General features: G+C 45.7%; 18 protein-coding genes. 16 read left to right on the top strand and 2 right to left on the bottom strand.

The genetic code is table 11. From position 1 onward, the window contains the following. Window positions 1–215: 215 nt before the first annotated feature. The 3 genes from rlmD to eis all read left to right on the top strand — a co-directional run bounded on the left by rlmD (window position 216) and on the right by eis (window position 4,721). Window positions 216–1,736: a 23S rRNA (uracil(1939)-C(5))-methyltransferase RlmD gene (gene rlmD, locus BN1938_RS11490; RefSeq protein ID WP_242843846.1), complete on the top strand. Its 1,521-nt coding sequence runs from the start codon at window positions 216–218 to the stop codon at window positions 1,734–1,736. A gap of 470 nt (window positions 1,737–2,206) precedes the next feature. Next, the gene (locus BN1938_RS11485; protein WP_050640883.1) at window positions 2,207–3,223 is read left to right on the top strand and encodes a PDDEXK nuclease domain-containing protein; all 1,017 of its coding nucleotides are present in this window, start codon (window positions 2,207–2,209) and stop codon (window positions 3,221–3,223) included. A 289-nt stretch (window positions 3,224–3,512) separates the two neighbouring features. After that, the gene (eis, locus tag BN1938_RS11480) at window positions 3,513–4,721 is read left to right on the top strand and encodes a GNAT family N-acetyltransferase (protein ID WP_050640708.1); all 1,209 of its coding nucleotides are present in this window, start codon (window positions 3,513–3,515) and stop codon (window positions 4,719–4,721) included. 148 nt (window positions 4,722–4,869) lie between these two features. Here eis and BN1938_RS11475 read toward each other — a convergent pair whose 3' ends face one another. Beyond that, window positions 4,870–5,451 (bottom strand): uracil-DNA glycosylase family protein, encoded by a 582-nt coding sequence (locus BN1938_RS11475; RefSeq protein ID WP_050640707.1) that lies wholly within the window; start codon window positions 5,449–5,451, stop codon window positions 4,870–4,872. 423 nt (window positions 5,452–5,874) lie between these two features. On the opposite strand from BN1938_RS11475, the gene BN1938_RS11470 reads away from it, so the two are divergent. The 10 genes from BN1938_RS11470 to BN1938_RS11425 all read left to right on the top strand — a co-directional run bounded on the left by BN1938_RS11470 (window position 5,875) and on the right by BN1938_RS11425 (window position 16,501). Beyond that, window positions 5,875–6,561: a flavodoxin family protein gene (locus BN1938_RS11470; RefSeq protein WP_050640706.1), complete on the top strand. Its 687-nt coding sequence runs from the start codon at window positions 5,875–5,877 to the stop codon at window positions 6,559–6,561. A 32-nt stretch (window positions 6,562–6,593) separates the two neighbouring features. Continuing rightward, window positions 6,594–7,019 carry a (deoxy)nucleoside triphosphate pyrophosphohydrolase gene (locus tag BN1938_RS11465; RefSeq protein WP_082202945.1) on the top strand — a complete coding sequence of 142 codons (426 nt, stop codon included), beginning with the start codon at window positions 6,594–6,596 and terminating at the stop codon, window positions 7,017–7,019. Beyond that, window positions 7,016–8,026, top strand: coding sequence for an HNH endonuclease (locus tag BN1938_RS11460; RefSeq protein ID WP_050640705.1), 1,011 nt, complete (start codon window positions 7,016–7,018; stop codon window positions 8,024–8,026). The genes BN1938_RS11465 and BN1938_RS11460 overlap by 4 nt, the downstream gene beginning before the upstream one ends. A gap of 9 nt (window positions 8,027–8,035) precedes the next feature. Then, window positions 8,036–8,401, top strand: coding sequence for an MmcQ/YjbR family DNA-binding protein (locus BN1938_RS11455; protein ID WP_050640704.1), 366 nt, complete (start codon window positions 8,036–8,038; stop codon window positions 8,399–8,401). A 131-nt stretch (window positions 8,402–8,532) separates the two neighbouring features. After that, complete coding sequence (locus BN1938_RS11450) at window positions 8,533–9,006, top strand: helix-turn-helix domain-containing protein (RefSeq protein ID WP_050640881.1); 474 nt, start codon at window positions 8,533–8,535, stop codon at window positions 9,004–9,006. A gap of 152 nt (window positions 9,007–9,158) precedes the next feature. Beyond that, window positions 9,159–9,647 (top strand): RNA polymerase sigma factor, encoded by a 489-nt coding sequence (locus BN1938_RS11445; protein ID WP_050640703.1) that lies wholly within the window; start codon window positions 9,159–9,161, stop codon window positions 9,645–9,647. Next, window positions 9,637–10,224 (top strand): zf-HC2 domain-containing protein, encoded by a 588-nt coding sequence (locus tag BN1938_RS11440; protein ID WP_050640702.1) that lies wholly within the window; start codon window positions 9,637–9,639, stop codon window positions 10,222–10,224. Before BN1938_RS11445 ends, BN1938_RS11440 begins: the two co-directional genes overlap by 11 nt. Before the next feature lie 149 nt (window positions 10,225–10,373). Then, the gene (locus tag BN1938_RS11435) at window positions 10,374–13,163 is read left to right on the top strand and encodes a PAS domain-containing hybrid sensor histidine kinase/response regulator (RefSeq protein ID WP_050640701.1); all 2,790 of its coding nucleotides are present in this window, start codon (window positions 10,374–10,376) and stop codon (window positions 13,161–13,163) included. Between the two features lie 51 nt (window positions 13,164–13,214). Then, window positions 13,215–15,608, top strand: a complete 2,394-nt coding sequence (locus BN1938_RS11430; protein ID WP_050640700.1) for an ATP-binding protein — start codon at window positions 13,215–13,217, stop codon at window positions 15,606–15,608. Between the two features lie 143 nt (window positions 15,609–15,751). Continuing rightward, on the top strand, window positions 15,752–16,501 hold the full coding sequence (locus BN1938_RS11425; RefSeq protein ID WP_050640699.1) for a class I SAM-dependent methyltransferase: 750 nt from the start codon (window positions 15,752–15,754) through the stop codon (window positions 16,499–16,501). Window positions 16,502–16,675: 174 nt separating this feature from the next. Here the strand turns inward: BN1938_RS11425 and BN1938_RS11420 are convergent, their stop codons facing one another. Further along, on the bottom strand, window positions 16,676–18,778 hold the full coding sequence (locus BN1938_RS11420) for a PTS sugar transporter subunit IIC/EAL domain-containing protein (RefSeq protein WP_050640698.1): 2,103 nt from the start codon (window positions 18,776–18,778) through the stop codon (window positions 16,676–16,678). A gap of 255 nt (window positions 18,779–19,033) precedes the next feature. Here BN1938_RS11420 and BN1938_RS11415 point away from each other — a divergent pair, with 255 nt between their 5' ends. Genes BN1938_RS11415 through BN1938_RS11405 form a run of 3 tightly spaced genes read left to right on the top strand, consistent with a single transcriptional unit; the run spans window position 19,034 to window position 22,051 of the window. Next, window positions 19,034–19,681 carry a GntR family transcriptional regulator gene (locus BN1938_RS11415; protein ID WP_242843845.1) on the top strand — a complete coding sequence of 216 codons (648 nt, stop codon included), beginning with the start codon at window positions 19,034–19,036 and terminating at the stop codon, window positions 19,679–19,681. Between the two features lie 24 nt (window positions 19,682–19,705). Then, the gene (locus tag BN1938_RS11410; protein ID WP_242843844.1) at window positions 19,706–21,049 is read left to right on the top strand and encodes a polysaccharide deacetylase family protein; all 1,344 of its coding nucleotides are present in this window, start codon (window positions 19,706–19,708) and stop codon (window positions 21,047–21,049) included. Between the two features lie 24 nt (window positions 21,050–21,073). Continuing rightward, the gene (locus BN1938_RS11405) at window positions 21,074–22,051 is read left to right on the top strand and encodes a threonine ammonia-lyase (protein WP_050640695.1); all 978 of its coding nucleotides are present in this window, start codon (window positions 21,074–21,076) and stop codon (window positions 22,049–22,051) included. The last annotated feature ends 1 nt before the right edge of the window (window position 22,052 follow it).

Genomic DNA, 22,052 nt, shown 5'->3' with positions numbered 1-22,052 from the left:
CGAAAATGTAGAGGCCGCAGGCATCCAGCCCATCGCAAAGCGATTATAATGGCTCGATGCGTAACAGTTCTGAATTGTCTGAACTGTTACATAAAGATGTATTCCAGAGTGTGTTTGACCAATTGCACTTCAGCCTGATTATGCAGATTAAAGCGAATCAGGCAGTGATTGTGAATTGTCAGACGCACTCAAAAACGTATTAGAGGAGTTTAGTTATGCAGAAAAATGATATTGTCACAGTGACAATTGAAGATATGGGTGTGAATGGAGAAGGTATAGGCAAAGTGAATGGCTATACCTTATTTATTAAAGATGCGGTGATTGGCGATGTCGTGAAGGCAAAGCTTATGAAAGCGAAAAAGAATTACGGGTATGCAAGGCTAATGGATATCATAGAGCCGTCAGCCGACCGTGTTATACCGAAATGCCGGTTTGCCCGTAAATGCGGAGGCTGCCAGATACAGGAGCTGGCTTATGAGAAACAGCTGGAATTCAAGGAAAAGAAGGTAAAAGGAAATCTGGAACGGATTGGCGGGTTTGCTACGGAGCTGCTGGAGCGGATTATGGAACCTGCACTTGGAATGGAGGAACCCTTTTATTATAGGAATAAGGCGCAGTTTCCCTTTGGGACGGATAAGGATGGGAACCCCATAACCGGCTTTTATGCAGGCCGGACCCATGATATTATTGCCAATACAGACTGTGCGCTTGGTGTGCCGGTCAATCAGCAGATTCTTGAGCTGATACTTGCCTTTATGAAAGAATATGGCATTGCGGCTTACGACGAAAAGACGGGCCATGGGCTGATCCGCCATGCGTTGATCCGATATGGATTTGTAACAAAGGAAATCATGGTATGTCTGGTGATTAACGGGAAAATGATTCCACATAGTGAGGTACTGATAAAAGAACTGCGGAAGATTCCTGGAATGACAAGTGTATCGGTCAGCGTGAATCGAAAGAATACCAACGTTATTATGGGAGATAGTTACGAAGTTCTGTGGGGGCAGGGATTTATTACGGATTATATTGGCAGCATAAAATATCAGATATCGCCGCTGTCCTTTTACCAGGTCAATCCGGTACAGACGGAGAAGCTTTATGGCCTGGCCTTGGAGTATGCGGGGCTTAAGGGGAACGAGACCGTTTGGGACCTGTACTGCGGGATCGGAACGATTTCACTGTTTCTGGCCCAGAAGGCAAAACAGGTCTATGGGGTGGAGATTGTACCTCAGGCAATTGAAGATGCAAGGAATAATGCTAAGATTAATGGTATTGGGAATGCGGAATTTTATATCGGAAGAGCGGAGGATGTGCTGCCGGAGTATTATAGACGGTATGTCAAGGAACATCCGGGGGAGAAGGCTCATGCCGATGTGATAGTGGTTGATCCTCCCAGGAAGGGCTGTGAGGAGTCGCTGCTGGAGACAATGGTGGAAATGGAACCGGATCGGATTGTTTATGTGAGCTGTGACTCGGCTACTTTGGCCCGGGATTTGAAGTATCTTAGTGGGGCGGGGTATGAGCTGGTGAGAGGGAGGGCTGTGGATCAGTTCCCTATGGGGGTGCACGTTGAGACGGTTGTAATGCTTTCCTACAAAAAACTCGACAGCGTAATCAATGTAAAAGTCGAGTTTGGTGAGGGAGAAGGCAAAGTACCGCTTGATAATATCGCCAAGAGAGCCGCAGCATACAAGCCAAAAGAGCGTGTTACTTATAAGATGATTAAGGAGTAGATAGAAGTAAAATACGGCTTTAAAGTACATACCGCATACATCGCAGAGGTAAAACGGGATTTAGGATTGCCGATGTACGATGCCCCTAATGCGGTGGAGGAATTGAAACAGCCGAGGAAGCATCCAACAGCGGAAAAAGTGGAAGCGATAAAGGATATAAATAGTCAAATGAATTGCCACCCTTGTTCATTTGGCATATGGGATAAAAGTGCATCTGAGTCATTGAATGATAAAACGTTGCGGGAAATATGGTTAGGCGAAAAATTTGCTACATTTAGAAATTGGAAGAAATAAAAGTGTATTAATTGCGATCAACAGGTACTTTGTCAAGGTGGTTGTAAGATTAGAGTAAATATAGATTTGTGTTAAGAAATATAATTACTAATTTGTTAGAGTACTGTTATGTGCCATTGAGCAAGCGTATAGTAGGGAGATAATAAGAAGTGAAGCAGAATATGGAGGTGAATATAATGGCGAAGAAAGCAGAGATAGTTATGGATGAATATATTGATGTTTTGGAAAAGATAAAAGAGCGAATTACGCAAGCGCAGTATCAGGTAATGACAAATGCAAATGTTGAACGCAATGTTTTGTTTTGGAACATAGGAAATGTAATTCTTCAATACAGCCAATGGGGAAATAAATTTGTTGAAACATTATCAAAAGATTTGAGAATGACCTATCCTAGTAGAGAAGGATATTCCGTTAGAAATCTTAATTATATGAAACAGTTTGCACGCAGAATACCATCTGAAGAAATTTTGCATCAGGGTGGTGCAAAAATTAGTTGGCGTGCAATAAAATTACTGATAGATAAGACGGATAATTTAGAAGAACATATGTGGTATACACAGCAATGTCTGGAAAACGGATGGTCTAGTACAGTGCTGTCGCATCAGATAGAAAGTGGTCTGTATTATAGACAGGCATTAGCAGATAAAACAACAAATTTTAAGGAACAATTAGCTAATCCATTCAGTGAGCAGGCGGAAGAAATTATTAAAGATCCATATATTTTTGACTTTATACCGAATGCGAAAAAACTTAGAGAGATTGAGTTAGAAGATGCACTCGTCCAACAAATAACAAAGCTGCTATTGGAATTTGGGTCAGGCTTTGCTTTTATGGGGCGGCAGTATCCGATTCAAGTCGGAAAAAGAGAGTTTTTCATCGACTTATTATTTTATAATGTGAAATTGCATTGTTATTTCGTGGTAGAATTAAAAACAGTGGAATTTGAGCCAGAGTTTGCAGGAAAGTTATCTTTCTATTTATCAGCAGTTGATGGAGAACTGAAATCTCCGAATGATAATCCTACGATTGGATTGTTATTGTGTAAGGGTAAAGATAAAATGGTAGCGGAATATGCCTTGAAAGATGTAAACAAACCAATGGGAGTAAGTGAATACAAACTTTCTAATCATATTTCAGAAGAATTACAGGACAAGTTACCATCGATTGAAGATATTGAAAAAAGAATCAATTGAAATTTTGCATCAAGGTGGTGCAAAATTGATAGAACTTATATTTTGTGGGAAAAGGGATGCACGATTAGTATTAGGACTGTATAAAAATTGCCCATATTTAGGAGATTTTTAATAAGGCGGTACAGGGCTATATAAAAAGACCCGAAAAAGAATATACCGAATCTGATGGAATATGCGAAATTTTGCGTGTGCAAAAAAAGTTAAGGAATTGATAGGAGTGTGGTTGTAATGGCAGATATAGCGGCTTCTGTTCTGGCAAAGCTTAAAAATCAAGAAAATGGAGAAGAATATGTTACCTAACACAGAATATGATATACGTTATCTAAAAACAAATGATCTGGAACAGTATAACTCGCTTTTGCGCTATGCCTTTCAAATCACGGAACAAGACCTTTCGATTTATGGATGGCGCGGCGATGAAATCAAGCAGTCTAAGTTTCCGATTTTGGAGCGCGCCGATGTATTGGGGTGTTTTGACCACAATACGCTGGTTTCGCAGATTGCCGTATACCCGCTGAAAATGAATATTTACAGCGCTGTTTATCCGATTGGATTTGTTACCAGTGTATGTACCTATCCGGAATATACCGGAAATGGCATTATGAAGCGTCTGATGCTGCAGAGTCTTGAGCATATGCGTCAGAAGAAACAGCCCCTGGCTCTTCTGTTCCCGTATTCGATTCCACTGTACCGGAAAATGGGATGGGAGATTATTTCCAACAAAATTACATACTCCGTGAAAGACCGTCAAATTCCTACAAAAGCGTCTGCACCGGGATATGTACGCCGAGTTGACTGGGAGAATGAGGATTTTCGCAATCTGCATGCGCAGTTTGCAGCCGCAACACATGGCTGCCTATTCCGAAATGCACTTGCGTGGGAGGAATACTGGCGTTGGGATGAAGATGATACTGTTGTTGCGGTCTATTATGATGTGAACGGGAAATCCTGCGGTTACATGGTGTATCTTATCAAAGATGATATGATGCACATCAAAGAGATGATTTATTTAACCAGAGAAGCCCACGAGGGATTATGGGAATACATACGGGCACACGATTCAATGATTGATGAAGTGCGGGGGAGTTCCTATTACAATGATCCAATCGCGTTTGAGTTAGAGGACGGTGATATCCGGGAAACCATTCGTCCTTACATCATGGGACGTATCGTGGATGTTGAACAGTTCTTCCAGAAGTATCATTGTGATTCCTCTGCGGATAATATTTGTATTTCTTTTGAAGTTGAGGATAAATTCCTGTCATGGAATAACAAAACGTTTTCCGTTCGCTTCCACAAGGGAGAATGCTCACTGACAAAGGCACAGACGCGCCATCAAGTAAAACTGTCCATCGCCACATTGACTACAATGCTGTTAGGATATAAAACGGCCGCAAAGCTGCACCGAATGGGCAGAATGAAAGCAGATGAACAGACCATACATTTACTAGATGATGTTTTATTGCATGAAACACCGTATATTTCGGACTATATTTGATGAATACAACAAAAAGAAATAGCATCCCCATCCTAGATAGTAAACGGTCAAGAAGATTCGAGCAAACGTCTTAGATTTATATTCAAAGGGAGGACTTAGGGAAAAACAGACAAACCCGTAAGTTACCATAAAGCCCTCCCTGTTTAATTCATTCCATCTCCAGCACACGATGAACAACCGTTCTAATCTCCGGCATTCTTTCCCGTTCAAATTCCGGATGATCTTTAAACCATTTCACATTCAGCGGTGAAGGATGTGGCAGAATATATGCTGGTTTTCCATTAATCCGATGATCCCGAAATATATTTTCCGTAAAATTACCCTTCGGGAAAAAATAATCTGCTGCGTATTTTCCAATTAATATATAGATCTGATTATCAACTAATGTCAATTCTTGCTGCAGCCACTTCCTGGCACAGTCCTGCGGTGGTCTTCGATCACCACCTCCCGGGTTCTTACCCGGATAGCAATGGGCTGTTGAAGTAATATAAAAATTTTTCGGATCATAAAACACGGCATCTTCTATTTGGTACCATTTCTCCCGCAAACGCCTACCACTCAGATCATTAAAGGGCTTGCCGGTTTCATGCACAAGCAGCGAGGGAGCCTGGCTAATCTGCATAATCTTCGAATCCGCACAGCCGTTAAAAATTGGACGCGGTTCGTAACCAAACAATTCACGGCAATCCCTGCATCCCAATACGCCTTCTCTCAATTCTTCCATATTCATGAATCGAACCTCCTATTATTCATGAGTATTGTAACAGTTCAGACAGCCCTGAACTGATACGCATTCAGCCCATCGAAATTCGTCTGCTGCGAAGGGTGCTGTGCGCCAGCGGCGCACGTTTAGCACGGACCGAAGCGGAGCGGTGACAGGATGCCTGCCCCAACCAACTTTTCGTACGGTCTGTTACTGAGTATTGCCATAATCATATCATACTATGATTGGATTTCTTTCCTTTTTGGCATGATAGAGTTATAATAACTTACAAGAGAGTGTTTTTCCGCGAGATATGCATCTGAACTGTAACTAAAGTTTTGAACTCCTGATCTGCCGGATTCTTATCTGCAGGCCTTTAGAATCCTAATTCCCAGGGAAAACGAGTTTATGCGGCTGTGGCATTGCCATACTAGAATGGAGGGTTAAAAGGTGAAAATAACGATTATACACGGACAGAGTCATAGAGGTTCGACGTATCATATTGCAAAAATGCTTGCAGAAAAGTTGCAGGGAGAGATTACAGAATTCTTCCTGCCGAGAGATTTCGGCTCCTTATGTACAGGTTGTACAAACTGTTTTGCGAAATCAGAAACATTATGCCCTCATTACGAAAAACTAAAACCTATTACGGAAGCCATGGATAACGCAGATGTAATCATTCTGGCAAGCCCGGTATATGTATATCATGTAACAGGTGCAATGAAAGTATTTTTAGACCATTACGGTTATCGATGGCTGGTGCATCGTCCGGAAGCAAGCATGTTCCGTAAGCAGGCCGTCTGCATTTCAACGGCCGCAGGCGGAGGTATGAAGAGTACGAATAAGGATATGGCAGATAGTACCTTTTATTGGGGTGTTGCAAAAACTTATAAATACGGGGTGGGCGTGAGGGAAGTATCATGGAATAGAGTGAATGATAAAATAAAAAACAGTATAGAGAAAAAAACCACATCTTTGGCAAGAAGAATAAGAAAAAATTATGGTAGTTTAAAACCATCTATAAAAACAAAGGCATTTTTTAGTGTCATGCGATTGGTACAAAAAAATGGGTGGAATGAACCAGACTCAAGGTATTGGCATGATAAAGGCTGGACGGGGAATAAACGTCCGTGGTAAAAGTAAACGACTAAGTGTTAAAGAAGAGTAGAATGAAGTTATTCGTTTGTAATAAGCATGAAGGGATGAATATGCGTAGAATTATAGCAGCAGCCATCGTAAAAGGAAATAAGGTTTTAATAGCAAAGCGTAAATACGGAGCCTTGGCAGGATATTGGGAGTTTCCAGGAGGAAAAGTAGAAGATGATGAAACAGATAAAGAATGCCTAACAAGAGAAATTGCAGAAGAATTTGCGGTAAGCATAAGGGTTGAAGCATATTTGGGAGAAGAGCGGTTTTTTGTGAAAGATAATGAATATGTGATGGCATTATATAGAGCCATTCCAAGAGATGAAAGCTTCAGTCTCACTGTACACAGTGAAATTATTTGGGTAGAAAAAGAGCAGCTACAAAGGTATAAACTTGCACCAGTGGATCGGATGTTGGTGCAGAAAGGATGCTTAGAGGAAATTATATGAATTATTTTTTCGTATTCCAGAACAAAACATTCAAGGAAGAGTATGATGGTGGATATTTGTGGGCACCACAGCATGGAAAGACAGGAAGAATAGAGTCGCATTGGATAAAAATGAAAGATGTTAGACGAGGTGACATTATCATACATAGCTATAAACAGCAGATTGTGGCGATTAGTATAGCAAAAAGAGACGTATATGCGGCAAAAAGGCCATCAGAAGCATTTAATGAGTGGCAGCAAGAAGGATGGCGGGTAGATTCGACTTATATTCTCTTTAAAAAAACAATTCTAACATCAGATTTTAAAGAGAATTTATTAAAATTACAGCCACAGAAATATGCGCCTTTTAACAAAAGAGGTAGTGGTAATACAGGGTATTTATTTGAAGCGAATAAATCTATGTTTGAATTTATTATAAGACAGACAGCTGCAATCCAGACCAGCGAGCAAGAGAAAGAATTCGTCTTAGGCCTGTTGAATACAAGGAATGTATTACAAGAAGACATGTCGGAGCTGGAGATAGAGATGGATCTTGAGGAGGCCAAAGCTAGACAATTATCTGCAGAAGAATTGGCGGTTAGGGTTAAAAAGAAAGAAGCAAAAAAATCACAAAAAGCAGAGACAATCGTTTACTATAGGAATCCGTATCTGAAAGAAATGGTAAAACAAATCGCGGCGGGAAAATGTCAAATGTGTAGTGAGAACGCGCCTTTTTATGATAAGGATAAGAAGCCATATTTAGAAGAGCATCATGTGAAGAGGTTAGCGGATGGTGGGAGCGATACGATGGATAATGTTGTAGCTCTTTGTCCCAACTGTCATAGAAAAGTGCATGTGCTCAATGATCTGCAAGATACTAGTGTTCTAAAGAAAATAGCAGACCAGAATGAAAAACATTATCAGAGGTTATTAGCATATGCAGAAGATTTGACAAGAAGATCTTCTATTAGTAATCCGAAGGAGAATAGAGAAGTCATGGATAAGAATGAAGATCATTCTATTCAATGAGGTAAATATATGACAGAAAAAAAAGAAGCCATCGCCTTCTGCCTGATCCTGCCCAATGTTTTTGAGGACTACCCTTTTCAAGACCAGAACTGGTGTGTAATCAGGCATCGCAGCAATAAGAAGGTATTTGCATGGATATTTAACAGAAACGGACATGTGTGGATAAATGTAAAATGCAGTCCTGAGTGGAGAGACTTCTGGCGGCAGGCATTTGTTTCGGTTCAGCCGGCCTATCATCTGAACAAAGAACATTGGAACTCAATCATATTGGACGGAACAGTACCGGAAGAAGAGATACAGAGGATGATTTGCGAGAGTTATGATTTGACCGCGCCAAAAGTACGCGCAAAAAAAGGGAAAAGAAAGATTTCCTGAATATGAGAGGCTTTCTTTCAATTGCCAGTCCGATGCCCGTACCGGTTGCGCAGATATACAGCGCAGCCGCTGGAATGCAACTGACGGATCGGGTATTGTTGAGGCAGAAAAAAGAAAGGAAGGAAACAAACATGGAAATATCAGAAAAAATTTTACATTTAAGAAAAGCAAATAGTCTGACGCAGGAGGAACTCGCAGAAAAACTAAATGTATCGAGGCAATCTGTCTCTAAATGGGAATCAGGACAGACAATTCCGGAGTTGGAAAAACTGATAGCTCTCAGTGAGGTTTTTCAAGTTGCAACAGACTATCTGCTGAAACCCTCTGAATTGGATGAGCTATCTATAAAGACTGAGATACTGGAAAAGAAGCAGCAGGAGCTGGAGCTGGAAAGTAAGAAGAGAAGGGATTCACAGATCTGTATATTTAGCTGTGCCGGTGTCTATCTGGCAGCAATCGCGGCGGTGATATTACTTCATAATATATCCCAGGTGAATGATGATTTATGGAATATTCTTCCGGGGATTACTTTACCGTTAATTGCGTTCCTGATTGCAACGGCAATTTCCGGCTGGATCTGTGTCAGACATAAAAAGAGAGTCTGATAAGCAGATGCCAAGGCTGTTTATTAATAAAAATCAAGACACATCCACAAGGCTGTTGCCGCTCTTATGCCGCAACAGCCTTTTTACAAAAATAATGAAAAAAGCCGTAACGAAAATCATTTCACAGGCACTTATAGGCAAGGAGGTGGAACATGAATGATATGGAGCAGATTTATAAGAAGTATATGCCGCAGGTATATAAATTTCTGTTCAGTCTTTGCCATGATGCCCATTTGACCGAAGAACTGACACAGGAAACCTTTTATCAGGCCATGAAAACCATCGATGATTTCCGGGGAGACTGTAAGCTGTATGTGTGGCTGTGCCAGATCGCCAAACATCTCTGGTATAAGGAGCTGAAAAAGAAAGAACGGGAGAAGCCGGCAGAGATAACGGAAGAAACTGCGTCTTTTGATCACGGACCGGAAACTGCGGTCATTCAAAAAGCAGAGGTTTTGGAGCTGTATAAAAGACTGCATACCTTGGAAGAGCCATTGAGGGAAGTAATGTATCTGCGGTTAAACGGTAATTTTTCTTTTAAAGAGATCGGGGAGATCCTGGGCAGAGATGAAAACTGGGCCAGAGTTACATTTTACCGCGGCAAGCAGAGGATAAGAAAGGAGCTTTATTATGAAATGTGAAATGATTCGGGATTTATTACCGTTATATATCGACGGTCTGACAAGCGAAGAGAGTAATAAGGAGATTGATAAACACCTGAAAACCTGCAGAGAGTGCAAAGAATACTATCGGGAAATGACAGGGGAAATCAGTGAAGCAGTGACTGTAAGCGAGGAAGAGATCCAGGATGTGGAACTGATAAAAAAAATAAAAAGGCAGAGACAAAAAAGGATACTGGGGGTGATATCTGGTGCGGTTTTGGTATTCGCTGTGCTCACAGCTCTGCTGCTGCCGAGATTTTACAGCCACGTGAAATATGATGAGATTAAATTAAACTATGGAACCAGGGGGAATATCGCATATATAGAGCTGGAAACGAAACCAGGTTACGAAATATATTTTACGGGGACAACGAAAGAAAATGAGTCATATTTAAAAGTCTTATCGATTCGAAAAATCGGCGGGACAGAAAAAGATGTAAGCGGATGGGAAGATGAAATTGGCACGAAAGAAGATCCCTGTAAATGGACAATAGAATTTGAAGACAAGATCGTGGTTTTCGAAAATGGTGAACTGGTGGAGCAAAAGGATAAATAATCAAAAAAATAATCTGTTTCACCAGCCAAATTTTATACATGTGGATTTGGAAATCTTTAAAACCGTGTTATAATGATAGAAAACCCAGTATTTATTCTGAAAACAAAGGAAAACAAGGCCCCTGGCAAAGAGGCGGGAGGAGTTAAACGATGTCGGATCATTTTAAAAATATAGAAAAAGTTCAGGAGCTTCTGCAAGGGGCCCAGACCGGTTTGTGGGCAATTGAGCTGGATGAGGGCAAGCCGCCCAGGATGTATGCCGACAGAGCCATGCTGGAGCTTTTGGGGTTTGAACGAGAACCGTCGCCGGAGGAGTGCTATGATGTATGGTTCGGGCGAATAGACTCCGGATATTACCCCATGGTTTACGACGCCGTAGAGCGGATCAGCGCCAACGAGCGGGCCGAGGTGCAATATCCGTGGCTTCATCCCGTGTGGGGGCAGATCTATGTGCGCTGCGGAGGGGTCAGGGACTGGAGCTACAAGGACGGCGTCTGTCTCATAGGATACCATCAGAACATTACGAATACGGTGATGCTGAAGCAGGAGTATGATACTGTGATCCGCACGCTCAATGAAAACTACAGGGGAATCTATCTGTGTAACATCATAGATAAAACTTATAAATCTGTTCAAATGAACCAGCTGGATATTCATTCCGAAGTCCTTCCGGAATATGAAAGCTTTTTCCGCCGTTATGCAGAGGAGGAGGTGGCGCAGCAGAGCCGGGAGCTCTTTATGCATGCCGTTGCTGCCGATTCCATTCGCGGAAAATTGTCAGAGGGCGGAGCCGGACCCGAGGCATTTTACCGGAACAAAGAAGGGAAATGGTGCAGGGTTCGGGTGCTGCCGCTCAAAGGATATAATGCGGAATATCCCTGGGTACTTGTGACTCTTGAGGATCAGGCCGGGGAGGTGGAAAAACGGCTGAATGAGGCGGTATCCCAGGAGGCAGTGTCCCGGATGTACCGCCTGGTTGTCAGTGTGGACTTAAAGAAGACAGAGTATAATTGTGTGCACTATTCGGGAGAGATGCTGCAGCTTTCGAAGCAGGGGCAGTTTACAGAATTATACGGTCAGATCGCGCAGAGAATGCCATCCGAGGACCGGCGGGAGCTGGACCGTATTTTCCGTATAGAAAATTATCGTAAATATGGAACTCTGGAAGGGACGTTTCGTATGTTTGATTCCCATGGAGTCCTGCATTATTATGCTTATTATTCTGCCTGTATACGCAGAGATTTTGAGGAGCGCATTCTGATGACGGTGAGAAATGTGGATGACAGACAGGAGCAGCAGCGCAGGGAAGCCGTGCTGGCGAATCTCTGCAGCTGCTACTATTCCATCTATCTATTTGATCTGGAACAGAATACAGAGGAAGCAATCTGGCAGGAGGATATCATCCGGGAGAAAGAGTTCCCAAAAGGCAGAATGGATTTCTACTATGATAAATTTGTACAGAACTATGTCTGTCCGGAAGACCGGGAGAAGATGAAGAAGGCCGGAGACAAGGCGTTTCTTCAGGAGACACTGTCGGAGAAGCATCCGGTCTATGACATTGATTTCCGCAGGATCTATCCGGATGGAACAAAATGGGTGCGCTCCCGTTTTAGTATTGCAGAGATCCGGGACGGAGAAGTAACGAAGGTCGTATTTGCCAATATGGGCATTCATGAGCAGAAGCTTCAGGAGATCAGGGAAGAGGAGCTGAATCGGCAGGCGCTTATGGCGGCATATGAAAAGGCGAAGAATGCGAATGAGGCAAAGAGCAGCTTTCTGGCACAGATGTCACATGACATCAGAACCCCAATGAATGCTATTATGGGAATGACATCTATAGCGTATGGACAGTTGGAGCATCCGGATAAGGTGAAAGACAGCCTGGATAAGATCGGTTCCGCAAGCAGACATCTGCTGGAGCTGATCAATCAGATCCTGGATATGGCTAAGATCGAGAAGGGGAGTCTGGAGCTGGAGGAGGCGCCTTTTATTCTCAGCAGTATGCTGAGTGAGCTTGTATCCATTATGCGTGGGGAAGCGCAGGCAAAGAACCAGGAGATGCGGCTTGAAATATCGGATCTGGTACACGATAGTCTGATCGGGGATGCGGGGAGGCTCCGCCAGGTCCTGATGAACCTGATCAGCAATTCAGTGAAATATACCCCGGAGCACGGGAAAATACATATCACGCTGCGGGAGGTATCCTCGGGGACTCCGGGAGCAGGCAGTTTTGTCTTTACGGTGGAGGATAATGGGATTGGAATGTCCCCGGATTTCGTGGAACGCATCTTTGTTCCTTTTAACCGTGAAGACGATGTGAGGGCACGTAACATACAGGGGACCGGGCTTGGTATGCCGATTGCGCAGGAAATTATAAATGCGATGCGGGGAAATATCCAGGTAGAGAGCCAAAAAGGAAAGGGAAGCCGCTTTGTTGTTACACTTACGCTGAAGACAGCGGAATCGGAAAAGGACGCACGGAAAGCTGTCCGGGAGGAAGCCGCCTGGGTCTCTAAAACAGAGGATCAGGTTCCGCCCGGTACGCTGCGGGGACAACGGCTCATGCTGGTGGAAGATAATGAACTGAACATGGAGATTGCCAAAACAATACTGGAAGAATCCGGTATGGCAGTAGACAGCGCAGAAAATGGGGAAAAGGCACTCCAAATGTTCGTGTGTTCGGAACCGGGTACCTACCAGGCGATCCTTATGGATCTGCAGATGCCGGTTATGGATGGATATACGGCGGCCAGAGAGATCAGGAAGAGCCGCCATCCTCAGGCGGCTGGGATCCCGATCATAGCGCTGACAGCCAATGCATTTGCAGAGGATATCGCAAAGGCACAGGCAGCGGGGATGGACGATCATATCCCGAAGCCGATTGATTTCAGCAGGCTTTTCGGGGTACTGGAAAAGTATGTAGGGCGGGAGCAGAATTGATTCGCTGTCAGGGGCTGAGATTGTAATAAGCAAAGAGAAGGAGGGGGAACCATGCTTGCTGATAATCTCATTCATCTATTGGATTCACTGACTGAGACAAGTATCTATGTTATAGAGGAAGAGACACATAAGTTATTATATTTTAATCAGCGGTGCCGGGAGATTGGGCGGGGCAGGGCTGTATTAGGGGCAAGATGCTGCGACGTATGGCCGGAAGTGTGTGCGAATTGCCCGCTCGATGGTCTGGGAGACAGTGGAACGAACCATATTGTCTGTTATGACCCCCTGCTTAAAACAACGGTGGACGCAACCGCAAGCCGGATCCTTTGGGACGGGCACATTCATGCAGTGGTGGTAACGGCAGCGCCGCACCGGCTGAACCTTGAGGACGAACGGGGATTAGAGAAAATCGGGCAGATGTATGTTCAGAGCCTTGTAACAGTCTTCGATGAATGTATCATAGCCAACCTGACGGCAGATTATTATGTCAACTGCCAGAAGCATATGATGTGGGGCCGCATCCCGAGGCAGGGGCATTTTGGTAAGGAAAACAACAGATATGCCAGAGCGGTGATTCATCCCGATGATATGCAGCTTTTCTCTGAGCATTTTTCCAGAGATGCCATGCTGAGGCTTTTCGGGCAGGGAAAAAAGCAGATATCGAAGCGGCTTCGCAGGAAGGTCAGCAACGGAAGCTACCATATGGTGGAGTTTACCGCCGCTAAGATCCAGAAAACAAGAGAAGAAGAATGCTGGTGTGTCCTGGTCTTCCGCGATGTGCAGGACGAATTCCTGATGGAGCAGCAGCGAGGGCTGGAGAACAGCCAGCTTGCGACCGCTGCCCAGATCGCCTATCAGATGCTGATATCGGTCAACCTCACGCAGAATACTTACCACATGCTGCAGTATAATAGAAATACGGTTCAAAAACCGGGGGAGGCCGGCTGTTTTAACGATCTGATTGAGCGGGAGCTCTCCACGGTTCATCCGGACTATCGGGAGGAGTTTTTCGGGAAATTTTCAAGGCAGTCTCTAATCGATGTTTATTCACATGGGAAACGGATTGTAACGATGGAGGTGCCCCATCTCGGGGAGGACGGGGAGTATCACTGGTACTTTACACAGGTCGTGCGGGTGGAGAGCCCATATACCGATGATTTGATCGAAATCACTCTCTCCAGAAATATTGATGAGGAACGCCGGGTGCAGAGAGAGACGCTGGAAAAGGAGCGGAGGGCCAAACAGCTGCTGGAAGATGCACTTCAGAAGGTTGAGAAGGCCAGTCAGGCCAAGAGCGATTTCCTCTCCAGGATGAGCCATGATATACGCACACCGATGAATGCGATTCTTGGTATGACCGAACTGGCCCGGCTTCATCCAGGCGAGGAGGAAAAACTGCAGGATTATCTGGAAAAGATAGACACCTCGGGGCAGCATCTGCTCAGTCTGATTAACGAGGTTCTGGACGTAAGCAAGATTGAGAGCGGTGCGGCCCAGCTGGAAGAGCATCCGTTCGATCTGCGGTCTCTGATGGAGGAGGCGGCGGAGATGATCCGCCTTTCACTGGAGCGCAGGCAGCAGGAGTTTGAACTTTGGATCGACCCGGAGCTGCATTCACAGGTGATCGGTGATGCAAGAAGAATCAAGCAGGTGCTGGTCAACATCCTTGAGAATGCGTCTAAATATACCAATAAGGGGAAGAAGATAACATTTTCCCTGGAAGAGCTAAAAAAACAAGAGCAGCAGGCAGGTACCTATCGTTTTACAATAGAAGATGCTGGTGTTGGGATGAAACCTGAGTATCTGCAGCATATTTTTGAACCATTCAGCAGGGCCGATGACAGCCGGACCAGTAAGGTTCCCGGAACCGGACTTGGTATGACGATTGTGAAGAGCCTGGTCGATATGATGAATGGTGATATCCAGGTGGAGAGCGAGTATGGGAAGGGTTCCCGCTTTGTCATTTCCCTATGCCTGAGTAAATGTGATGTTCCCGCAGCCGCCTTACAGGAAGAGCAGCCCCAATCCGAAGAATCATTTGCAGGCCTGCGGGTTTTGCTGGTGGAAGATAATGAGCTTAATATGCAGATTGCGGCAGAGATGCTGGCGGTTCTGGGCGTGCAGGTAGAGACGGCTGAGGATGGGAAGCAGGCTGTAGACGCCGTGCTTACAAAGCCCCCATTCTACTATGATTTGGTTTTTATGGATATTCAGATGCCGGTATTGAATGGTTACGATGCGGCCCGCAGAATACGGAGTTCAGGAAAAGAATGTATTGACGAACTGCCGATTATTGCAATGACGGCTAATGCATATGCAGAAGATGTAAAGCAGGCACAGATGGCAGGAATGAGCGGTCATATCGCTAAGCCTATTTCCATAGAACATCTAAGGAATGCACTCGCCAGCTGTCTGGCCTGGCGGCAGAAAAACAGCAGGGTGTGAGAACAGAAAAAGATAAGAGTGGAGCGTAAAAGAATGATCAAAGGAGGAGAAAGTATATGTGGGGAGGAATCATTACACAGAAGATTGCAGCAACCCATGCAGAAACAGGAAAACAATAACATTTTGCATGGGAGGAATATAAAATGAAAGAAAATAAATACAATGATATAATATTTTTTGAGAAATACGGCGAAATGAGCCGTTCAAAGGACGGCCTGAAGGGCGCAGGCGAATGGTCCGAGCTGCAAAAAGTACTGCCGGATTTCCGTGGAAAGCGGGTACTGGATCTGGGCTGCGGCTACGGCTGGCACTGCAGCTATGCCGCCCAAAAAGGGGCGGAGTCGGTACTGGGCATCGACATCTCAGAAAGAATGCTGGCGGCAGCGCAGGATAAAAACGGCCATAAGAGTATAGAATACCGCATGTGTGCCATGGAAGACCTGGAATTTCCGGACGATACATTTGATGTTGTATTGAGCTCCCTGGCATTTCATTATGTGAAAGATTTCGAGGGGATCGTACGTAAGATCAGCCGATGGACGGTACCGGGAGGGAACTTTGTGTTCTCCGCGGAGCATCCGGTTTTTACAGCCTCTGGTTCACAGGACTGGTATTACGATGCCGCGGGGAATATCCTGCACTTCCCTGTCGATAACTATTATTATGAGGGGGAAAGAGAAGCAGTATTCCTGGGGGAACGGGTGATAAAATACCACAGGACGCTTACTACATATTTGAATACACTTCTAATAAATGGATTTGAGTTGAGAAATATTATAGAACCACAGCCGCCGGAAGAGATGATGGGGATACCGGGGATGAAAGATGAGATGCGCAGGCCTATGATGGTGATTGTGTCAGCGTTCCTGAGAGAGTGCTCCAAATGCCCTTGAAGCAATATGGTAAAACGGGTATAGAGGTGTCCGGATGCGGTGTAAGACAGCTAGCTGGAATAAAGTAAAAAATAAGGAAAAACGGGCCCCCCGTTTTTCCTTATTTTTTACTTTATTCCAGCTAACCGCCCCGCGATGCATCCAGTCACCCCATATTCGTTTTACCAGATTGCGTTAATGGCGTGTTCCCTCCGCTATATATTCTTTCAGACCTGAAAGTTCTAATGGTTTGCTGTAGTAGTAGCCCTGGTAGAGGTCGCATCCCAAGGCTAGGAGGAGGTCCCTTTGTTCTTTGGTTTCTACGAATTCAGCTACAATCCGGAGTCCGAGTCCTCCGGCCATATGGATGATGCTGGAGATGATTTCTTTGGAGCGCTCGTTGGTCTGGATCTGGGATACGAGCTGGCCGTCCAGTTTTACCTCGCTGAATATTCCTTCCTGCAGGTAGAGGATGGAGTTGTGGCCCATGCCGAAATCGTCCAGACTGAACTGGATTCCGTAGTTTTGGAGAATTTTTACATCCTGGCTGAGTGTTTCGGATACGCGCATCGCCGCACGTTCAGTTACCTCGAGTACCAGGTGGACAGTTTTTAAATGATAGCTCTGTATAATTTCGTTTACCTTTTCAAAAAATTTCTCTTCCTCCATCTGCTTTGACGAAATATTGTAGGATAGGAAAATCTCTTTTTCTGTATATTTCTGGATCTCCAGGGCGTCTTTGCATGCCCGGTTCAGGAGATAATAACTCAGTTCATTTAGAATGCCGCTCTCGTATGCCAGGCCGATGATGACCGGCGGGGCGATGTATCCTGCTACCGGATGTTTCCAGCGGAGCAGGGCTTCGACTCCATGGACCTTTTCCTGTGCGGTCAGCTGAGGCTGGTAGAACAGGTCGATCTGGCTGCGGCGCAGAGCATTGCTCAAATCCATGGCAAGCGTCTTGGCGTAATAGTTGTCAGAATAGTCGTGGCTCAGGAACAGGGGGATGCTGCCGCTCTTTTCGCCGGCTGCCATATCCTCACTCATGCGGCGGACCGCCTGTTGGAAGTCCTGGGTCTCCCTTTTCTCGCTGCGCCTGATAAAGGGGATATAGATCAGGACGCCGAGGGCTACATTAAAAAGCTGCAGTATACTCCCCGCGATGGAACCTGTGGCCTCATAACCACTTAGGAAGAGCGGGATGGTCCATTCCACGGACTGTGTTACAACGGGGACCAGGCCAAACCAGGTAGCCAGGGTGCTGGTAAGCGTCAGCACTACCGGTGTCAGGAGAAAAGGAACTGCCATCGTAAAGTTAAAGATAATAGGAAACCCAAATACAGCGATTTCGCTGATGTTGAACAAAACGGAGGGCAGCGCCACATGTGCAATCTTCCTGTGATGGCTCTTGCGTGACGCAATGCACAGCGCCAGAACAAAGCTCAGGGCACAACCGCAGCCGCCCAGAAATACAAAGGTGTCCAGAAACGTCTTGGAAAAGATCTCAGTCGGAGCCATTCCCGCGGTCAGCAGCGTTTGATTGATTGCTATTTTATCTTCAAATAAAGTCTGGGACACTGCTTCCAGTGTGTTCGTGCCGTGGATACCGAAAAACCAAAGTGTATGAGTAATAATAACATATAGAAGGATACCAAATATATTACCGCTGATCCCCCGAAAGATCTGCAGGAATATATAGGAGCCAAAGTTTGTAATATTGCTGCTGCCCCAGGCAGAACGAAGCAGATAACCAACTACGGTGAAGACTAAAACAATTAATATGGCAGGGACAAGGCTCTGGATCGACAGGTTAAACAGATATTCGGCGCCTGTTGTATGGAGACGCTCCAGCCGGCTGCCCAGTTCCAGGATCTTTCGGAACAGCACACAGGATAACAGGGTAATACACATAGCCGTAAATACCCATTCCGCGCTGAATATGTAATCGTCCTGGCTTTGGATTCCTCCACAGAAAGCCAGATAAGAGCAGATGGATATGATGGGATAAAGGATAAAGCGGTCCGGTTCCGCCAAAAGTCCGTAAGACAGGCTGATCGTGATGCACAGCACCATGGCAAGGGATCCCAGAGTAACGGTGTAAACCGTATCCAGAAGCGTTGCTGCGCCCCCATTCTGCCAGGTCTCCAGAAAAAACTGATATCTGTCATTTGGAAAATTTCTGAACAGCAGCGAAAAGGAGCCCATAATCAGAAACGGGATGGCAAGCGTCAACCCGTTCCTGACAGCCCTGGCCAGAAATGAATTATGAAAATGCGTAGAGAGAGTATGAGGATTCATGATTACTCCTTATCCGCTATCAGCTGTACCAATAGTCTAAATGGAAGATACGTACTTTTATCTATTATACACGCTAACAGAAGAGATGTCATTGATAACTTTTAATATCCATATTGTGGAAAACATCTTTTGCCCTATACAAAGTTCACAATAAGTATTGACAAAGAATTAATGGCTTGTTAATATTAACTAAAATACATCAGTGATATATCACTGATACATCGTTAGAATATGACAGAAGAAAGGAGGCTGGAGATGGCAAAGAAACAGTCTATGACAGAAAGGGTGCTGAATGAGCTTCGGAATGACATTATCAACTGGAACTACAATGAGAACGATATGATTACCGAGGCCGAGATCTCCCAGAAATTTGGAGTCAGCAAGACCCCGTCCAGGGAAGCGCTGAATTACCTGTGTATGGAAGGCTTTCTGGAGAAGATTCCGAACAAAGGCTACCTGGTCAAAGGCATTTCCGTCATGGAACTGCAGAGTCTGTTTCAGTACAGAGGCATCTTGGAAAAGGCCTGTGCGGAAATGGCGATCCAGTATGCAACAGCCGATGAACTCAAGTTTTTACAGGAACTGACTGAGGAGCACGTGAAGAAGGCGGAGGGCAGTACTTATCAGGAATACAGCGAGATGAATATGGATTTTCATATGTCCGTTGCATATTTGTCCCGCAACAGGTATTTGGTGTCTGCATTGGAGAATGTGCTCAACAACCTTCGAAGGGTCTTTGTCCGGGAATGGAAGAGCTCCGGCGCCAAGGCGCTTCTGGAGGCACACATGGAGCTGGAGGAGGTGCTGATCAAACGGGATGTGGAGCAGGCAAAGCAGTATGTGGCAAGAGAGCTGGAAGGTGCGGAATACCGTATTTACTTTCGGGATACAAGAGGTTACTGAGAACAGGTAAAAGAGGTGATGAAGATGAAACAGATCAAAGTATTGCTGTGGTTTGATGTTGAAGACTATCTGACGGCGGAATCGGACGATGCATTTTATGATATCCTCCGGATTCTGGATGAGTATGGAGTGCGTGCGACACTGAAGTTCTGCACAAAAAAGGTGGAACTTTTACAGAAAAAAGGGCGCACTGATATTCTTGAGAAGTTAAAGCGGCATGAGCTCTGCTTCCATACAACGGAGCACAGTATTCACCCGCTGCCCACGGAATACCTGGAACATTACGGGTTCCGGGAGGGGACGGAAGAATTCTTCCGGAGGGAATATCCGGGCTTTTTGAAGCTGGCGGAGCTTACCGGACAGCATCTGATGAGCTACGGCCATCCGGGCGTGGCATGGGCGCCGCAGGCATTTGCAGCATCCAGAAGGATGGGAGTACCTACTTATATGGACGCACATCCGATCATGGACGTGAATGGCGGGATATTCTGGTATGCGGGCCTGTACTGTATGACTGGGCTTGTGAATCTGATCCATTCCAGGCATGAGCCAAATCAGCTGGAGCACATGATCCGGGCTTTTGATGAAATGGATATGCGTGGGGAGGACGTTGTATTCCTGAGTATTTATGATCATCCGACAGAGTTAGTGGCGGAAGAGTTCTGGGATGAAGTGAATTTTGCCGGAGGGGTAAACCCCGTAAGTTGCCGGCCGTCACCGCTTCGCAGCCAGAAGGCATATGAAGATAACCTGGAGGCGCTCCGGGGATTTCTGAAATATACGGGGGCGAAGGAGAATGTAGAATACATAACGGCCACAGAGGCCATGCGCTATGAAAAGCAGAGGCTGGTTCCCTTGCAGGTATCAGATCTGAAGGAATATGCAGAGGGATTTGACGGCGGAATTACGTATCATTCCCTAAAGGGCGGTATGCTTGCACCGTCTGAACTGCTGACTTTGCTTGCAAAGGCAGTGACAGGCAGAATGCTTGTTCCGGAACTTTTGTACGGACCGGAGAAGGAAGAGCGGTCTATTGTTCACGCAGCAACCGTCAGCGCGCAGGAACTTGCGGAGGCAGTCTTAACGGAACGGGACTACGTGATGGGATATCCCCAGTTAAAACCGTTGTATCGGGTGGGCGATGATTTCCTGAATCCGGCAGATCTCTTCTGCACATTGGCGAAAGCGCTTCGGGAAGGCACGGATACCGTGGAGGTGCAGACGGGACGCTTGGCGGCAGCCGACCATGTGGATGAGTCATATCAGTTCGGCGGAAACTGGATCGTATGGGCGGAAGACTTTGATGCTCCGCATATTGTTGAGCAGACGAAACTGCAATGCTGGACTTTAAAGCCGGCTGTAGTATAGAGGAAGAAGAGAGGAGGTATTAATATGGATTCCGCAGGAAATCTGCAGATTGCAGATGTCATGATGGCTAAAAGACGGATACAGGATTATGCAAGAGTAACGCCGCTGATCCGGGCGGAAGGACTGGAGAAACTTTTTGGAGGTGCTGAAGTCTGGCTAAAGCTGGAAAACCTGCAGCATACAGGATCTTTTAAAGTGCGGGGGGTTGCCAACAAGATGCTCAGCATGACGGAAGACGAGAGAAAACGAGGGGTCACAGCAGCTTCCAGCGGGAATCATGCGCAGGCTGTAAGTTATATGGCCAGAATGCTGGGAACCAAAGCGGTGATTGTGATGCCTGAAAATGCCCCAAGGACAAAGGTTGCGGGGGCAAAAGGGTATGGGGCTGAGGTGGTGCTCTGCGGATTTACCGGAGAAGACCGGGACCGGAAGTGTGAGGAGCTGATCCGGGATTACGGATACTGCCTGGTGCATTCCCATATAGATCCCTATGTCATTGCCGGACATGGGACGGCGGCTGTTGAGGCATGGGAACAGTGCGGCGGTTTTGACGAAATTGTGGTGCCGTGCGGAGCAGGAAGCCTGACGGCCGGTGCAGCATTTGCAATAAAGCAGATAGATTCGGGGGTCTGTGTGACAGCGGTGGAACCGGAACAGGTTCCCAGATTTACAGAAAGCCTCCGTGCGGGACATCCGGTTACGGTAGAGATGGGAACGACCATTGCAGACGGTCTGCGGGTAAGCAAGGCGGAAGAGATTAATTACCGGCTGATCCGGGATCATGTGGACCACCTTCTGACCATAGATGAGGATCATATTTCACGTGCAATGAAAGAAGTGGCTCTTTTGGGCAAGATTACTGCGGAGCCTTCAGCATGTGTCGGTATAGCGGCGGCAATGACCGGCAGAATTGATACCAGGCCGGGCAGAAAAATATGTTTTGTCATTACCGGAGGCAATATAGATGCTTCGATGCTGCAGCAGGCACTGGCAATTGCCTAGA

The sequence above is a fragment of the Eubacterium sp. SB2 genome (genome assembly GCF_001244405.1).
GTDB classification, from domain to species: Bacteria; Bacillota; Clostridia; order Lachnospirales; family Lachnospiraceae; genus Faecalicatena; species Faecalicatena contortus_B.
This window is presented reverse-complemented; position numbering and strand designations above follow the sequence as displayed.